The organism is Ensifer sp. 22521 (genome assembly GCF_052044795.1).
In the GTDB taxonomy this organism is placed as follows: Bacteria; Pseudomonadota; Alphaproteobacteria; order Rhizobiales; family Rhizobiaceae; genus Ensifer.
This window is the reverse complement of sequence record NZ_JBQENM010000006.1, coordinates 74,163-89,353: the sequence shown is the minus strand read 5'-3', so window position 1 is coordinate 89,353 and position 15,191 is coordinate 74,163. Positions and strand designations below refer to the sequence as shown.

Here is a 15,191-nt window from a genome sequence, read left to right as displayed (position 1 = left end):
GGAGCGCAGCCGGCGGAAACCTAGCGAACAAGATGTTACAAAAGCCCTAATCGATTAAAGTGAGTATAATCTGATATTTGCAGGTACTCCGGCGGTGCTGTTGACCATTCGTTTTCGGCAAATCCTGCGGGGATGTTCTGTATTAGTCTTGGCTTTACTTGGCTGGTCTGAAATATGCTCGTCTGCAGCAGGCCAATCTCCCACCGTGGATGAAGGGTCGACGCTGATTGACGGGCGGCGGCCTGCCGGGCCATGGTCGGCCATGCCCTTCCGCTTCGTCCATACCGCAGATCTTCATCTCGATTCGCCCCTCCGCAGCCTCGCCCTTAGAAACGCCGACCTCGCTGAGATCGTGCGCGGCGCGTCCAGGCGCGCCTTCGTCAAGATCGTCGATCTCTGCATTGCCGAAAAGGTCGATGCGCTGCTGATCGCAGGCGACCTCTATGACGGCAGCCAGACGTCGATGAACACGGCGCTGTTTCTCGGGAGGGAGTTGCGCCGGCTGGATGAGGCGGGGATCCGGGCGTTCATCATCCGTGGCAACCACGATGCCCAGTCGCAGGTCACCAACGAGCTCACTTTGCCGCCTTCGGCGCATGTGTTCAAAGGCAGAGCGAAGGCCGTTCTTGCCAAGACCTTGGCAAGCGGGCGCGACGTCTATGTGCACGGGGTGAGTTTCGCCAGCCCGCACGCGCCGGAAAGCCTGCTGCCGGCCTTTCAGCCGCCGATGTCGGGGGCGCTCAACATCGGCATGCTGCACACAAGCCTTGCCGGTGCGGCCGGCCATGATCTCTACGCGCCCTGCAGCGCCGCCGACCTCGTGGCACATGGTTTTGACTACTGGGCTCTCGGCCACATCCATCAACGCCAGATCCATGCAACGGCCCCCTTCGTCGTCATGCCCGGCATACCGCAGGGCCGCGATGTCAACGAAGCCGGTGTGAAGAGCGTGACGCTGGTGGCGATCGATGACGACGGCCGGATCGAGATTAACGAGCTGCCGATCGGCATCGCCAGTTTCGAGCGCCTGTCAGTCGATATTGCCGGCCTCTCCGAGTGGCGCGACGTGCTCGATGCGGTCAGGCAGGCGCTTGTGCGGACATCTGTGGATACGCCGGCGGAAAATGTGATCCTGCGCGTAACGCTGACGGGCGCAACACCGCTGGCCTGGCGCCTTCGCCGCGACACGGATTTGCTGCGCGCCGAGATCGACAACATCGCGGCCGGCATCGTCGGTTGCTGGATCGAGAAGCTGGAACTCGCCTGCGGCAATCCCCTGGTGGAAAAAGCGGGTGCAATGCTGGATCCGGTCGATGAGCTGGTGGCCCTCGTCGAGGCCGATGTTCTGCCGGCTCACGGATTTCGCCAGGAAGTCCGGGCAGCCGTGGAAGATCTGCTGCAACAACTGCCTCCTGAGCTGCGCCAGGCGTTGGCACCCGATGAAGACGCGATCGAGCGCCTCGCTTTCGAGGCCAGCGCGTCGGGAGGCACGGAAGTGCTTGCCCATCTTCATGGCAGCGGTTCCGGCGAGGGCATCCACTGATGCGGCTCCGCGCCCTCGATCTCGTCCGCTATGGCAAATTCACCGATCGCCGCCTCGACTTCGGTGAGAGCGTGGCCGGCGTGCCCGATCTGCATATCGTCTACGGGCCGAACGAGGCGGGCAAGTCAACGATGTTCTCGGGCTTCCTCGATCTGCTCTTCGGGATAGAACACTCGAGCCCCTATGGGTTCCTGCATCCCTATCCGACAATGCGGGTCGGTGGCACCATCGGGGCGGCTGATCGGACGCACCGCGTGTTCCGGGTCAAACGCAAGTCGAACTCGCTGGTCGGCATCGACGACCAGCCTTTGCCCGACAATCTCTTCTCCGGTGTGCTGGGCGCGATCGATCGCGACACCTATCAGACAATGTTTTCGCTCGATGACGAGAGCATCGAGAAGGGCGGCGAGGCGATCCTGAAGAGCGAGGGAGAGCTTGGGTCGCTGTTGTTTTCCGCAAGCTCGGGACTGCCGGACAGTACGGCGATCCTTGCCGCCTTGCGCGGCCAGGCCGACGCCTTCTACCGGCCACAGGCGCGCAAGCATCAGCTTGCAGAGCTGAAGGCGCAGCTTGACGCCCTGAGGACGGAGCGAAATGCCCTCGACATCAACGCACGCGAATATGCGGCGCTGCGCAAGACGCTGGCGCAAGCACGCGACCGGCATGAGGAAGCGATCACACGTCGCGCCGAACTTCGAGTCGCGCAGTCTCGCCTGAAGGCGGAGATCGAGGCCCTGCCGCACTTTGGCCGGCTGCGTGCGCTTCGCATGGAACTGGCGAGCGCGCCGGTGCTGCCGGTCCCGCCGACCGAGTGGGCAGCCGAGCTGCCGGCGCTTCGCCGCCAGGAAGCGGAGATCGAGGTCAGGCTTCGGCAGAACCAAAGCGAGATGCAGCACCGCCGCAATGCGTTGGAAGAGCTTCCGCTCGACAAAAAAGGGCTGTGCCTGGCCGAACGGCTGACGGCGCTGCAGGAGACGGCCCTCGATGCGCGCTATGTCACGGCCGCGCGCGATATGCCGTCGCGATTGGAAGAGTTGGCGAGAACGTCGACGGAGATCGTCGGTTGCCTGCTGCGGCTCGGTGAACCGGCAGACCGCGACCCTGCCGATCTGCTGCTGCCGGCAGGGGTCGGTGCGCGACTGCAGGATCTGGCGCGCCGACATTCTGCACTGGCCGAACGGTGCGCTTCGGCTCACCACGAAGTGCAAGCCGCGGTCGAGGAAAAACGGATCGCTGAATGTGAGCTGGTGCGGATTGATGGAGAAGGGGGGCTGGCGGACACCTCCGGTCTTTCGGGGCGACTGACGCTGCTGCGTCGCAGTGACTGCCTGCTTCGGAAACAGGCCGCGGCGCAATCTCTGGATCGGCTGGAAGCGGAACTTGCCGACAAGCTGCTGCAGCTGAAGCCTTTCGCTGGAAGCGCCGACGATCTGCTGGCGCTCAGCGTTCCAGCGCCCGGAGCGCTTGAGGCGTTGCGTAGGGCCGCAGCCACTTTGGAAGAGCGGCAAGCGCGCGTATCCGATCGCGTTGCCGGCGAGCAGGAGCTGCTTGTGGGCGAGGAGGCGCGGCTGGCCGCGCAGTCCGCCGTTGGCGGCACTCTGGACGATGTTTCGGCCGCGGCACTGCGTCGCCGTCGTGACGAGGCCTGGGAGCGGCACAAGGGCCGGCTTCTTCAGGAAACGGCTGTCGCTTTCGAAGAGGCGATGGGTAGGGATGACGAAGTTACCGCGCTGCGCCTCGCCGAAACGGCGCGGCTTGCCGATATGCGCGGCCTGTCTCTTTCGATCGCCGAGAGACGCGCCCGCCTTGCGGCGCTGCGCGAGCAGCAGCAGCGATGCAGCGAGGAGGTGGCGCTCCAGGCGCAGTCTCTGGAAGTCGTCGTCACGTCCTGCGGCTTGCCGAGCGTCACGGGCTTGCTCCAACTGGAAGCCTGGCTCGCTATCCGGAGTTCGGCGCTCGAACTTCGCGCGCAATTGCGCCCTGTCCGTCTGGAGTTCGACCGGGCGCATGCCGAGGAGGCCGAAGCGATTCGCGGGCTCAGCGACGAACTCGCCGGCATCGGCATGGAAGGAGGGCTGTCGGAGCGACTCGACGATCTCCTGCAGATCGCAGAGCGCGTCGTATCGCAGGCACAGACCTCAGCCGCCGCCCGCAACACAGCCCGCGAGGCGGCAAAGCGCAGCGCGACGGTTCTTGAAGGCCGACGCTCGACCCTTGATCTTGCTGAAACCGAAATGACTACCTGGCAGGAGCAGTGGAATACGCTTCTTGCCAAGAGCTGGCTTGCGGAACGCAGCGACCGGCTCGTGCCGGAGCAGATTGGCGCGATGCTTGCGGTCCTGCAGGACCTGGACAAGCTCGTACAGCGCAAGGCCGATCTCGAGTATCGTGTCGCCGGGATGCGCAAGGATCAGGCGGCATTCGAACGTGCCATCGCCGACCTCGCTGGCGGACCGCTGACAGACGATACGTTCACAACCTTTACGGCGCTCAAGGCGCGTGCTGCCGAGGCCCAGCGGCTTTCCGACCGCCGGGCGACATTCCTGTCGGAGCTGGCCCGCTTGGACGACGAGCGACGCGCAATCTGTGCCGAGCAAGAGCTCCATATAGCGCGCCGGCGCCTCGTCCTCGAGTTTTTCGACTGTGAAACGGTCGACGATGCCATGCAGCAGTTCGAAGCCGCGCGCGAGCAGGGGCGCCTGCGCCAGCGAATCGCCGAACTGGAAGCGGATATCGCTTCCCGATTGGGCGTTTCCATGTGCCAGCAGGCCGAGGCGTTGCTCGCAGAGCTCGATGCGGCCGCGGTCCTGCTGGAATTGGCGCGGCTCGATGCGGCGCTTGAAGACAGCGACCGCGAAGTCAGCGAGTTGCACACGGATATGCGCGGCAAGGAGAAGGCACTCGTCGATGTCGAAGGCGGGGACACGGTTGCCGATCTCGATCAGAAGCGGCGAACGCTGCTGCTCGACATCGAGAACAGGGCGCTTGGCTATTTGCGGCTCCGGGCCGGCGTCATCGCAGCGGAGATGGCGCTCCGGCTTTTCCGCGAGCGGCATCGCAGCGCGATGATGCGCCGCGCCTCCGAAACCTTCAGCCGGATCAGTGGCGGAGAATATTCCGGCCTATCGGCGCAGTCCGACAAGGGGCAGGAGTTCCTGATCGCCAATGCCGCTGGTGGTGGATCGAAACTTGCCAAGGATCTCTCCAAGGGCACCCGATTCCAACTCTATCTGGCGCTCAGGATCGCCGGCTATCACGAAATCGCGGCAGCGCGCGAATCGCTGCCCTTTATCGCCGACGACATCATGGAGACCTTCGATGACGGGCGTGCTGGCCGCGCTTTCGAGCAAATGGCCGAAATGGCGCGCGTGGGCCAGGTGATCTACCTGACGCACCACGAACATCTTTGCGAGATCGCCCGCAGTGCCTGCCCGACTGTGACAATCCACAGGTTATGATAGGCTCGCGGGCGAGGTAGTGCCTGTTGGCGTGACGCGCTTTCGCTGAAAAGAAGCGCCGCAAACGAAAAACCCGGAGGAACGAGAGATGGACATCATACCCGGTGGGTCGAGACCTTCGACGCGCGCGCCGGCTGAGTATTTCACCGGTACGGTGCGGCAGGATCCGGTCATCGAGACCGCAGATCCGGCGNATCCGCGCCGTCAGCGTTACCTTCGAGCCGGGCGCCCGCACCGCCTGGCACACCCATCCACTCGGTCAGACATTGATCGTGACCGCCGGCCGCGGCCTCGCGCAAAGCTGGGGCGGCCCGGTGCGCGAGATTCGTGTCGGCGACGTGGTCTGGTTCCTGCCGGGCGAAAAACACTGGCACGGTGCCGCACCCGATACCGCAATGGTTCATCTTGCGATTCAGGAAGCGCTCGACGGCAAGGCTGTGGATTGGCTGGAGCATGTGACCGACGAACAGTATCGCGGGGCGTAGAGCCACGCGACAGAATCAGCTGACCGACAGGAACGGCCGGTCACGTCGATGGTGGGGAGTGCATGGCTGACGGCGGCTGTCAGGCACAGCCGCTTCTGTCCCCGACAGGCGCCGCTCAACATCAGCGCTATCGTGGCACAGATAGGCGTCGCCGGAGCGAACGCATTCTCGGCCTATGAACAGTCACGAACGCAACAAGGTTCTAACGCCGCGAGGTCGCTATCTTATGCGATGAATTGGGAGGAGAAGGAAAATGGTGGGCGATGAGAGACTCGAACTCCCGACATCCTCGGTGTAAACGAGGCGCTCTACCAACTGAGCTAATCGCCCTTCAGCGTTTGGACCGGATCAGTCCGCCGCGTCGGTGGCCGTGATCTAGGCGTAACCGAAAAAAACCGCAAGAGCATTTGTATCGTTTTTATGATTTTTTTTGTCTTGGATCGCGCGATGCCCTGAATTGCCGGGGTTCCTGGTTGTGGACAAGAAAGCGTGTCTTTGGCCGTCACCCGTGGCAGGGGAGGGCGAGAGATAAAGATTTGCCGTTCGGGATCACTGCACGGGATGGAAGAGGCGATCGGAGTGGGCATGTGGCTGCGTCGTGTGCATGATCCGGCCTCCTGAACTTTGTCGTCACTTTGTCCTGTGGATCTATTTTCATTCCGTCACGGATTTGTCTTCAAACACGCTTGACACCCAAATGCGAACCGCTTAGTTAGCCGCTCATCGAACGGGCAAGCCCGCTCGGTGCCGGGGCGGAAACGCTCCAACCAAGTCAAGATGATGCGGGTGTAGCTCAGTCGGTTAGAGTGCCGGCCTGTCACGCCGGAGGTCGCGGGTTCGAGCCCCGTCACTCGCGCCACTCTTGATCTGGAATTGCCTAGGCATTCTCAGGAAGCGCCGATGGTGGTAATAATGATCGTTCGCGGTCATCATGCGCGGGTGTAGCTCAGTCGGTTAGAGTGCCGGCCTGTCACGCCGGAGGTCGCGGGTTCGAGCCCCGTCACTCGCGCCATTTCTTCTTCTTACACTCCTCCTGTTTTTGCGTGCGCTAGCCCTGATTTGTGCACTGCGGCAATCTGTCTCTCCTTGCCGCTGTTTACGGTAAAGTCGGTCACGGCTTGCGATTCCGAGCTTTGTCGTCTCCACCCATTCGATCCTGTGTCGCGAACCGGTTTAATTGACCCTTGAAGGCTTGCGCACGGGCGCGGGCTGCGCTAACCACTCTGGCGTTGCAACATATTTTTCGGCCTGCGAGATCTGTTGTTCTGGCGCTCTCCCATGCGCCCTCCCGCAGGCAGGGACGGATAACAATGACTGAACTTCTCGGTTCCTACGTTCCGATCGCGATTTTCATTGGAATCGCATTGGTGATCGGTGTGGCGCTTCTGATTGCTCCCTTCGCCGTCGCCTTCAAGGCTCCTGATTCGGAAAAACTGTCGGCCTACGAGTGCGGCTTCAATGCGTTCGATGACGCCCGCATGAAGTTCGACATCCGCTTCTATCTCGTGTCGATCCTCTTCATCATCTTCGACCTCGAAGTGGCCTTCCTCTTCCCCTGGGCGGTCTCGTTCCATGAGCTGGGCTGGTTCGGCTTCTGGTCGATGATGGTCTTCCTCGGCGTGCTGACGATCGGCTTTATCTATGAATGGAAGAAGGGAGCGCTGGAATGGAACTAGCAGCATCCGGCACTACGCTCGTTGCGCCCAAGCCGAAGGGGATCATCGATCCCTCCACCGGCAAGCCGATCGGCAGCAATGATGCATTCTTCGGCGAGATCAACAATGAACTCGCCGACAAGGGTTTTCTCGTCACCTCGACGGATGAGCTCATCAACTGGGCCCGTACCGGCTCGCTGATGTGGATGACCTTCGGTCTCGCCTGCTGCGCGGTCGAGATGATGCAGATGTCGATGCCGCGTTATGATGCCGAGCGTTTCGGTTTCGCGCCGCGCGCCTCACCGCGTCAGTCCGACGTCATGATCGTCGCCGGCACGCTGACCAACAAGATGGCGCCTGCGCTCCGCAAGGTCTACGACCAGATGCCGGAGCCGCGTTACGTCATCTCGATGGGTTCTTGCGCCAACGGTGGCGGCTACTACCATTATTCCTATTCGGTTGTTCGCGGCTGCGACCGCGTCGTTCCCGTCGACATCTATGTGCCAGGCTGTCCTCCCACAGCAGAAGCGCTGCTTTACGGCGTGCTTCTGCTGCAGAAGAAGATTCGCCGGACCGGCACGATCGAGCGCTAAGGCAGGGGGTCTTTGATATGAGTGAAGCCCTGAACGAGCTTGCGTCCTACCTGCGCGAAACACGCGGTGCGCTGATCTCCGACGCGTCGCTGAACTATGGCGAACTGACGCTGACGACTACGTCTGCGAACCTCATCGCGCTGCTCACCTTCCTGCGCGATGACGTGCACTGCGCTTTCATCAACTTCGTCGATGTCTGCGGCGTCGACTGGCCGCAGCGTCCCGACCGTTTCGATGTCGTCTATCACCTGCTGTCGCCGCGCCAGAACCTGCGCGTGCGCATTAAGGTCCAGACCGGCGAGAACGAGCCTGTGCCGTCGGCGACGCCGGTCTATCCCGGCGCCGACTGGTTCGAGCGTGAAGCCTACGACATGTACGGCATCCTGTTCACCGGCCATCCGGACCTGCGCCGCATCCTGACGGACTACGGTTTCGAAGGACATCCGCTGCGCAAGGACTTTCCGGTCACCGGTTTTGTCGAGGTCCGTTACGACGACGAAGCCAAGCGCGTCGTCTACGAACCCGTCGAGCTGAAGCAGGAATTCCGCAACTTCGACTTCCTCTCTCCCTGGGAAGGCACGGATTACGTCCTGCCCGGCGACGAGAAGGCGAAGGCACGGTGAGACTAAATGGCCCGCGGTAGCCGTCGAACGGCTGCCGTCCGGCCTGGAGCAATCGGTATGACCGAACATAACGTCCGCAATTTCAACATCAACTTTGGCCCGCAGCATCCGGCGGCGCACGGCGTTCTTCGTCTGGTGCTCGAGCTTGATGGCGAGATCGTCGAGCGCGTCGATCCGCATATCGGCCTGCTGCATCGCGGCACCGAGAAGCTGATCGAGACCAAGACCTATCTGCAGGCCGTGCCCTATTTCGACCGCCTCGACTACGTGGCGCCGATGAACCAGGAGCATGCCTTTGCGCTGGCGATCGAGAAGCTGACGGCCACGGAAGTGCCGATCCGCGGCCAGCTCATCCGCGTCCTCTACTCGGAAATCGGCCGCATCCTCTCGCACCTGCTGAACGTGACCACGCAGGCCATGGACGTCGGTGCGTTGACGCCGCCGCTCTGGGGTTTCGAAGAGCGCGAAAAGCTGATGGTGTTCTATGAGCGTGCCTGCGGCGCGCGCATGCACTCGGCCTATTTCCGTCCGGGCGGTGTCCATCAGGACCTGCCGCACGAGCTGGTCGAAGACATCGGCAAGTGGATCGATCCGTTCCTGAAGACCGTCGACGACATCGACGAGCTCCTGACGGGCAACCGCATCTTCAAGCAGCGCAACGTCGATATCGGCGTCGTCAAGCTCGATGACGCCTGGGCCTGGGGATTCTCGGGCGTGATGGTGCGTGGCTCGGGTGCTGCCTGGGACCTGCGCCGCTCGCAGCCCTACGAATGCTATTCCGACATGGAATTCGACATTCCGATCGGCAAGAACGGCGACTGCTTCGACCGCTACCTGATCCGCATGATCGAAATGCGCCAGTCGGCGCGCATCATGCGCCAGTGCGTCGATCGCCTGCTCGGCGATGCCAAAGTCGGTCCGGTTTCGTCGCTCGACGGCAAGATCGTTCCGCCGAAGCGCGGCGAGATGAAGCGCTCGATGGAAGCGCTGATCCACCACTTCAAGCTCTACACCGAAGGCTATCACGTGCCGGCCGGCGAAGTTTACGCCGCCGTCGAAGCGCCGAAGGGCGAGTTCGGCGTCTACCTCGTCTCCGACGGCACCAACAAGCCCTATCGCTGCAAGATCCGTGCGCCGGGTTACGCGCATCTCCAGGCGATGGATTTCCTCTGTCGGGGACACCAGCTTGCCGACGTTTCGGCCGTGCTGGGCTCCCTCGATATCGTGTTCGGTGAGGTGGACCGCTGATGCGTCTCGTGCCCCTGGCCACGCTTGCTCTTCTCGCGTTTGTATCGACCGCTTCCGCACAGGAATCGGTCGATAGCGGCGCGACGTCGGGCGGCATGCGCGGGGGCTCGATGGCCGACCTTGTGGCCAAGGGCTACGAGATCAAGGCCGCGGTCGCCAATGGCACGCGCTACATCGTATTTTTGCAGAAAGACCAGTCAGCCTATGCCTGCGAATTCGTCTCTGTGACGAAATCGCGGTGCGGTTCGATTAACTGATAAGGTGTCCACTAGAATGTCCGTTCGTCGACTAGCCGAAGACACCGTCCAGCCAGCGAGCTTTGCCTTCAGCAAGGAGAACGCCGCCTGGGCGAAGGAAACGATCAAGAAATACCCCAAGGGCCGTGAGCAGTCCGCCGTCATTCCGCTTTTGATGCGCGCTCAGGACCAGGACGGCTGGGTCACGAAGGCCGCCATTGAGTCGATCGCCGACATGCTCGGCATGGCCTATATCCGCGCGCTCGAAGTCGCGACCTTCTACACCCAGTTCCAGCTGAAGCCTGTCGGTACGCGTGCGCACGTTCAGGTTTGCGGCACGACGCCGTGCATGCTGCGTGGCGCCGAAGACCTGATCAAGGTCTGCAAGAGCAAGATCGCCCAGGATCCCTTCACGCTCAACGAGAGCGGCACGCTCTCCTGGGAAGAAGTCGAATGTCAGGGCGCCTGCGTCAACGCGCCGATGGTCATGATCTTCAAGGATACCTTCGAAGACCTGACGCCCGAGCAACTCGAGCAGATCATCGACCGTTTCGAAGCAGGCAAGGGTGCCGAAGTCACCCCCGGTCCGCAGATCGACCGTATCTATTCCGCACCGGAAGGCGGTCTGACGTCGCTGATGTTGGCTGATCTGGCTCCGGCCAAGGCGGCGACCAGCGCCAAGAAGGTCAGCGACGCGCCGGCCGTCTCCGTGCCGCCGTCCAACGCCGGCCGTGTCAAGACGGCTGCCAGCGAGACCAATGCTTCCCTGAAGACGCCGGCTACGGCAAAGGCCGAGGCTGCCGCCAACGCCAAGGTCGAAGGCGACACCGTCGACAAGTCGAAGCCCGCCAAGGCGGCAACCGTTTCCGGCAAGCCGCCGCTTGAGGACAAGAACCGCCCGGCCGGCATCGAAAAGCCGGCGGCCGTCGACGACCTCAAGCTGATCTCGGGCGTCGGTCCGAAGATCGAGGGTACGCTGAACGAACTGGGCATCTACACCTACGCGCAACTTGCTTCGTGGAAGAAGGCGGAGCGCGAGTGGGTCGACGGATACCTGAATTTCAAGGGCCGCATCGAACGCGACGACTGGGTCAAGCAGGCCAAGGCGCTCGCCAAGGGCGGCGAAGCCGAATACATCAAGGTCTTCGGCAAGAAGCCGCGGTAAAGAGGTGAATTATGCTCAGAGATGAAGACCGCATCTTTACCAACATCTACGGCCTCAAGGACAAGTCCCTGAAGGGCGCCATGGCGCGCGGCCACTGGGACGGCACCAAGCAGCTGCTCGAAAAGGGTCGCGACTGGATCGTCAACGAAGTGAAGGCTTCCGGCCTTCGCGGTCGTGGCGGCGCCGGCTTCCCCACCGGCCTCAAGTGGTCCTTCATGCCGAAGGAAAGCGACGGCCGTCCGCACTATCTCGTCGTCAACGCCGACGAGTCGGAGCCCGGCACCTGCAAGGACCGTGACATCATGCGTCACGATCCGCACACGCTCATCGAAGGCTGCGTCATCGCCAGCTTCGCCATGGGTGCGCATGTCGCCTATATCTATGTGCGCGGTGAGTTCGTCCGCGAGCGCGAGGCGCTGCAGGCGGCAATCGACGAGTGCTACGCCTTCGGCCTGCTCGGCAAGAACAACAAGCTCGGCTACGACATCGACATCTATGTGCACCACGGCGCCGGCGCCTATATCTGTGGCGAAGAGACGGCCCTGCTCGAAAGCCTCGAAGGCAAGAAGGGCCAGCCGCGCCTGAAGCCGCCGTTCCCGGCCAACATGGGCCTCTACGGCTGCCCGACCACCGTCAATAACGTCGAGTCGATCGCCGTCACGCCGACCATCCTGCGCCGCGGCGCCGGCTGGTATACGAGCTTCGGCCGTCCGAACAACCACGGTACCAAACTCTATTCGGTTTCCGGCCACGTCAATCGTCCGTGCACGGTCGAAGACGCGATGTCGATCCCGTTCCATGAGCTGATCGAAAAGCATTGTGGTGGCATTCGCGGCGGCTGGGACAACCTGCTCGCGGTCATCCCCGGCGGTTCGTCCGTTCCCTGCGTGCCCGGCGCGCAGATGAAGGACGCGATCATGGATTTCGACGGGCTGCGCGAAGTCGGTTCCAGTCTTGGAACCGCCGCCGTCATCGTCATGGACAGGTCGACAGACATCATCAAGGCGATCTGGCGCCTCTCGGCCTTCTACAAGCACGAGAGCTGCGGTCAGTGCACGCCGTGCCGCGAAGGTACCGGCTGGATGATGCGTGTCATGGAACGCATGGTTCAGGGTCGCGCCCAGAAGCGCGAGATCGACATGCTGTTCGACGTCACCAAGCAGGTGGAAGGCCACACGATCTGCGCGCTTGGCGACGCAGCCGCCTGGCCGATCCAGGGTCTGATCAAGCACTTCCGTCCGGAAATGGAAAAGCGCATCGACGAATACACGCGCAATGCCTCGTCGCACGGCGCGGTTCTGGAAGCGGCGGAGTAACAGGCGATGGCCGGTGCACGCGAGGAGGGACAGATGAAAGGGCAGGCCGAAACAGGCATTCCATTCGCGCGTCCGCTCGGCGGTGATCCGGCCGATCCGTTCGGCATGGCCGAATGGATGAAGGGCCTGCCGCAGGTGTCGCTGCACCCGCTGATGGTTCACCCGGCTGCCGCTATGGCGGCGGTAACAGCGATCGGTTTCGGTCTGACCAGCCACTTTGCTGGCGCGATGTTCGGCGCGATGCAGGGTGCGGTCGAGGCGGCTCAGAAGCGGGTGGAGCCGGCAGAGCAGGACGTAACCACCGTTGTCGCCGAGACGGCGCTCCCGGCAGAAGCAGAAGCGAAAACGGTCGTGAAGCCCGCCGCTTCGCCAAATCGTATTGCGGCAAAACCGGCCGTTGAGAAGGTCGCGGTCGAGAAGCCGGTCAAGGTTCGCGCGGCGCGCGCCAAGGCGCAAGCTGCTGACGACCTCAAGCGGATTTCCGGTATTGGCCCGAAGCTGGAGCAGGTGCTCAACGCGAAGGGCATTCGCGGTTTTGCCGATATCGCCGGCTGGAGCGAGGCGGACGTTGCCCGCTTTGACGACGAGCTCGGTTTCGGCGGCCGCATCAAGCGGGACGATTGGGTTGGACAGGCCAAGGCGCTGAAGGGCGCGTGAGACAATAGGGGCGGGGACCTGAGACGGTCATCGCCCGCAAGCAGCAAGGCTGTGTTGGAATTGTCCGTCGCCGGAAGGCCGATGGACGGAAGACAGGATTGAGTACGAAGATGGCAAAGCTGAAAGTCGACGGAAAAGAGATCGAGGTACCGGATCATTTCACGCTGCTTCAGGCGTGCGAAGAGGCCGGAGCCGAGGTTCCGCGCTTCTGTTTCCATGAGCGGCTGTCGGTCGCCGGCAACTGCCGCATGTGTCTTATCGAAGTGAAGGGAGGGCCGCCAAAGCCCGCCGCTTCCTGCGCCATGGGCGTGCGCGACCTCCGTCCGGGCCCGAACGGCGAGACGCCGGAAGTCTTCACGACCACGCCGATGGTCAAGAAGGCCCGCGAAGGCGTGATGGAATTCCTGCTGATCAACCACCCGCTCGACTGCCCGATCTGCGACCAGGGCGGCGAATGCGACCTGCAGGACCAGGCGATGGCCTTCGGTATCGACAGCTCGCGTTATCAGGAAAACAAGCGCGCCGTCGAAGACAAGTATATCGGCCCGCTGGTCAAGACCGTGATGAACCGCTGCATTCACTGCACGCGTTGCGTCCGTTTCACGACCGAAGTCGCCGGTATTGCCGAGCTTGGCCTGATTGGCCGCGGCGAAGACGCCGAGATCACCACCTATCTCGAGCAGGCGATGACGTCCGAACTGCAGGGCAACGTCGTTGACCTCTGCCCGGTCGGCGCGCTGACCTCGAAGCCATTTGCCTTCACTGCTCGTCCGTGGGAGCTGAACAAGACCGAATCCATCGACGTGATGGATGCACTCGGTTCTGCGATCCGCGTCGACACCCGCGGTCGCGAAGTCATGCGCATCATGCCGCGCGTCAATGAGGACATCAACGAAGAGTGGATCTCCGACAAGAGCCGCTTCATCTGGGACGGCCTGAAGACGCAGCGTCTCGATCGTCCCTATGTCAAGAAGGACGGCCGACTGCAGCCGGCGACCTGGGGCGAAGCCTTCCAGGCGGTCAAGGCTGCCGTTGCCAAGACCTCCGGCGACAAGATCGGCGCCATCGCCGGCGACCTCGCTTCGGTCGAAGAAATGTACGCGCTGAAGCAGTTGATCGCAGCACTCGGCTCCGAGAGCGTCGATTGCCGCCAGGACGGCGCCGCACTCGACCCGTCGCTTGGCCGCGCCAGCTACCTTTTCAACCCGACCATCGCCGGCATCGAAAGCGCTGATGCGCTGCTGATCATCGGCTCCAACCCGCGCTTCGAGGCTTCGGTCCTCAACGCCCGTATCCGCAAGCGCTACCGCATGGGCAACTTCCCGATCGCCGTGATCGGGGAGCCCGGCGAGCTGCGCTACGAATACGAATATCTCGGCGCCGGCACCGAAACGCTCGCCGAACTCGTCTCCGGCAAGGGCAAGTTTGCCGCGACGCTCAAGAAGGCGCAGCGCCCGATGATTCTCATCGGCCAGGGCGCGATTGCAGGGGAGGGCGGCGCTGCCGTTCTTGCTGCCGCCGCCAAGCTCGCGGGCGCCGTCGGTGCGGTCACTGCCGAGTGGAACGGCTTTGCCGTTCTGCACACGGCTGCTTCCCGCGTCGGTGGTCTCGACCTCGGCTTCGTACCGGGTGCGAACGGCAAGACGGCGGCCGAAATGGTTACCGCTTCCGACGTTCTCTTCCTGCTCGGCGCCGATGAGATCGACCTTGCCGGTCGCAAGTCCGGCTTCACCGTCTATGTCGGTTCGCACGGCGACAACGGCGCGCATGCCGCCGACGTCATCCTGCCGGGTGCGACCTACACCGAAAAGTCCGGCACCTGGGTCAACACGGAAGGTCGCGTTCAGGTCGGCAACCGTGCCGGCTTCGCACCGGGTGATGCGCGTGAGGACTGGGCGATCATTCGCGCACTCTCCGACGTTCTCGGCAAGAAGCTGCCCTTTGATTCGCTTGGCGAATTGCGCTCGAAGCTCTATGCGGCTCACCCGCATTTCGCGGATGTCGACGCGATCGCGACCGGCAACGGCGACGAAATTGCCGCACTCGGCCAAAAAGCCGGTGAGATGGGCAAATCCGTGTTTGCGTCTCCGGTCAAAGACTTCTATTTGACGAACCCGATAGCGCGCGCATCCGCCGTCATGGCCGAATGCTCGGCTTTGGCACGCAACAACTTCAAAGCTGCGGCGGAATGAGCGCGAGGGAATAGAGTATC

At 62.7% G+C, this 15,191-nt stretch carries 11 protein-coding genes, 3 tRNA genes and 1 pseudogene; 14 read left to right on the top strand and 1 reads right to left on the bottom strand.

Annotation, left to right across the window (positions count from 1 at the left end):
- Window positions 1-262: 262 nt before the first annotated feature.
- The 3 genes and pseudogenes from ACTJKE_RS10215 (at window position 263) to ACTJKE_RS10205 (ending at window position 5,486) form a co-directional block, all read left to right on the top strand.
- The gene (locus tag ACTJKE_RS10215) at window positions 263-1,543 is read left to right on the top strand and encodes a metallophosphoesterase family protein (RefSeq protein ID WP_057252872.1); all 1,281 of its coding nucleotides are present in this window, start codon (window positions 263-265) and stop codon (window positions 1,541-1,543) included.
- A complete protein-coding gene (locus ACTJKE_RS10210; RefSeq protein WP_113132761.1) occupies window positions 1,543-5,001 on the top strand; it encodes an AAA family ATPase in 3,459 nt (1,152 codons plus the stop codon). Before ACTJKE_RS10215 ends, ACTJKE_RS10210 begins: the two co-directional genes overlap by 1 nt.
- A gap of 88 nt (window positions 5,002-5,089) precedes the next feature.
- Window positions 5,090-5,486, top strand: a pseudogene (locus ACTJKE_RS10205) ((R)-mandelonitrile lyase).
- Between the two features lie 254 nt (window positions 5,487-5,740).
- On the opposite strand, the gene ACTJKE_RS10200 reads toward ACTJKE_RS10205, so the two are convergent.
- Window positions 5,741-5,816, bottom strand: a tRNA-Val gene (locus ACTJKE_RS10200).
- 452 nt (window positions 5,817-6,268) lie between these two features.
- On the opposite strand from ACTJKE_RS10200, the gene ACTJKE_RS10195 reads away from it, so the two are divergent.
- The 11 genes from ACTJKE_RS10195 (at window position 6,269) to nuoG (ending at window position 15,171) form a co-directional block, all read left to right on the top strand.
- Window positions 6,269-6,345 (top strand) — tRNA-Asp (locus tag ACTJKE_RS10195).
- A gap of 76 nt (window positions 6,346-6,421) precedes the next feature.
- A tRNA-Asp gene (locus tag ACTJKE_RS10190) sits at window positions 6,422-6,498 on the top strand.
- Between the two features lie 298 nt (window positions 6,499-6,796).
- Window positions 6,797-7,162, top strand: a complete 366-nt coding sequence (locus tag ACTJKE_RS10185) for an NADH-quinone oxidoreductase subunit A (protein ID WP_034803593.1) — start codon at window positions 6,797-6,799, stop codon at window positions 7,160-7,162.
- Window positions 7,153-7,734, top strand: coding sequence for a NuoB/complex I 20 kDa subunit family protein (locus ACTJKE_RS10180; protein WP_057252335.1), 582 nt, complete (start codon window positions 7,153-7,155; stop codon window positions 7,732-7,734). Before ACTJKE_RS10185 ends, ACTJKE_RS10180 begins: the two co-directional genes overlap by 10 nt.
- A gap of 17 nt (window positions 7,735-7,751) precedes the next feature.
- Complete coding sequence (locus tag ACTJKE_RS10175; protein WP_057252333.1) at window positions 7,752-8,357, top strand: NADH-quinone oxidoreductase subunit C; 606 nt, start codon at window positions 7,752-7,754, stop codon at window positions 8,355-8,357.
- A 57-nt stretch (window positions 8,358-8,414) separates the two neighbouring features.
- Window positions 8,415-9,605 (top strand): NADH-quinone oxidoreductase subunit D, encoded by a 1,191-nt coding sequence (locus ACTJKE_RS10170; RefSeq protein WP_058321497.1) that lies wholly within the window; start codon window positions 8,415-8,417, stop codon window positions 9,603-9,605.
- On the top strand, window positions 9,605-9,862 hold the full coding sequence (locus tag ACTJKE_RS10165) for a hypothetical protein (protein ID WP_440636700.1): 258 nt from the start codon (window positions 9,605-9,607) through the stop codon (window positions 9,860-9,862). The genes ACTJKE_RS10170 and ACTJKE_RS10165 overlap by 1 nt, the downstream gene beginning before the upstream one ends.
- Before the next feature lie 16 nt (window positions 9,863-9,878).
- Complete coding sequence (locus ACTJKE_RS10160) at window positions 9,879-11,006, top strand: NADH-quinone oxidoreductase subunit E (protein ID WP_113132763.1); 1,128 nt, start codon at window positions 9,879-9,881, stop codon at window positions 11,004-11,006.
- Window positions 11,007-11,017: 11 nt separating this feature from the next.
- Window positions 11,018-12,322: an NADH-quinone oxidoreductase subunit NuoF gene (gene nuoF / locus ACTJKE_RS10155; RefSeq protein ID WP_058329354.1), complete on the top strand. Its 1,305-nt coding sequence runs from the start codon at window positions 11,018-11,020 to the stop codon at window positions 12,320-12,322.
- A gap of 6 nt (window positions 12,323-12,328) precedes the next feature.
- Window positions 12,329-12,979 (top strand): NADH:ubiquinone oxidoreductase, encoded by a 651-nt coding sequence (locus ACTJKE_RS10150; RefSeq protein ID WP_112995497.1) that lies wholly within the window; start codon window positions 12,329-12,331, stop codon window positions 12,977-12,979.
- Window positions 12,980-13,089: 110 nt separating this feature from the next.
- Window positions 13,090-15,171 carry an NADH-quinone oxidoreductase subunit NuoG gene (nuoG, locus tag ACTJKE_RS10145; protein ID WP_112995496.1) on the top strand — a complete coding sequence of 694 codons (2,082 nt, stop codon included), beginning with the start codon at window positions 13,090-13,092 and terminating at the stop codon, window positions 15,169-15,171.
- The last annotated feature ends 20 nt before the right edge of the window (window positions 15,172-15,191 follow it).

Coding starts and splice junctions, on each gene's coding strand:
- ACTJKE_RS10160 (WP_113132763.1), top strand. CDS start 9,879: ATGTCCGTTCGTCGACTAGCCGAAGACACCGTCCAGCCAGCGAGCTTT.
- ACTJKE_RS10150 (WP_112995497.1), top strand. CDS start 12,329: ATGGCCGGTGCACGCGAGGAGGGACAGATGAAAGGGCAGGCCGAAACA.
- ACTJKE_RS10210 (WP_113132761.1), top strand. CDS start 1,543: ATGCGGCTCCGCGCCCTCGATCTCGTCCGCTATGGCAAATTCACCGAT.
- nuoG (WP_112995496.1), top strand. CDS start 13,090: ATGGCAAAGCTGAAAGTCGACGGAAAAGAGATCGAGGTACCGGATCAT.
- ACTJKE_RS10215 (WP_057252872.1), top strand. CDS start 263: ATGCCCTTCCGCTTCGTCCATACCGCAGATCTTCATCTCGATTCGCCC.
- ACTJKE_RS10175 (WP_057252333.1), top strand. CDS start 7,752: ATGAGTGAAGCCCTGAACGAGCTTGCGTCCTACCTGCGCGAAACACGC.
- ACTJKE_RS10170 (WP_058321497.1), top strand. CDS start 8,415: ATGACCGAACATAACGTCCGCAATTTCAACATCAACTTTGGCCCGCAG.
- ACTJKE_RS10185 (WP_034803593.1), top strand. CDS start 6,797: ATGACTGAACTTCTCGGTTCCTACGTTCCGATCGCGATTTTCATTGGA.
- ACTJKE_RS10180 (WP_057252335.1), top strand. CDS start 7,153: ATGGAACTAGCAGCATCCGGCACTACGCTCGTTGCGCCCAAGCCGAAG.
- ACTJKE_RS10165 (WP_440636700.1), top strand. CDS start 9,605: ATGCGTCTCGTGCCCCTGGCCACGCTTGCTCTTCTCGCGTTTGTATCG.
- nuoF (WP_058329354.1), top strand. CDS start 11,018: ATGCTCAGAGATGAAGACCGCATCTTTACCAACATCTACGGCCTCAAG.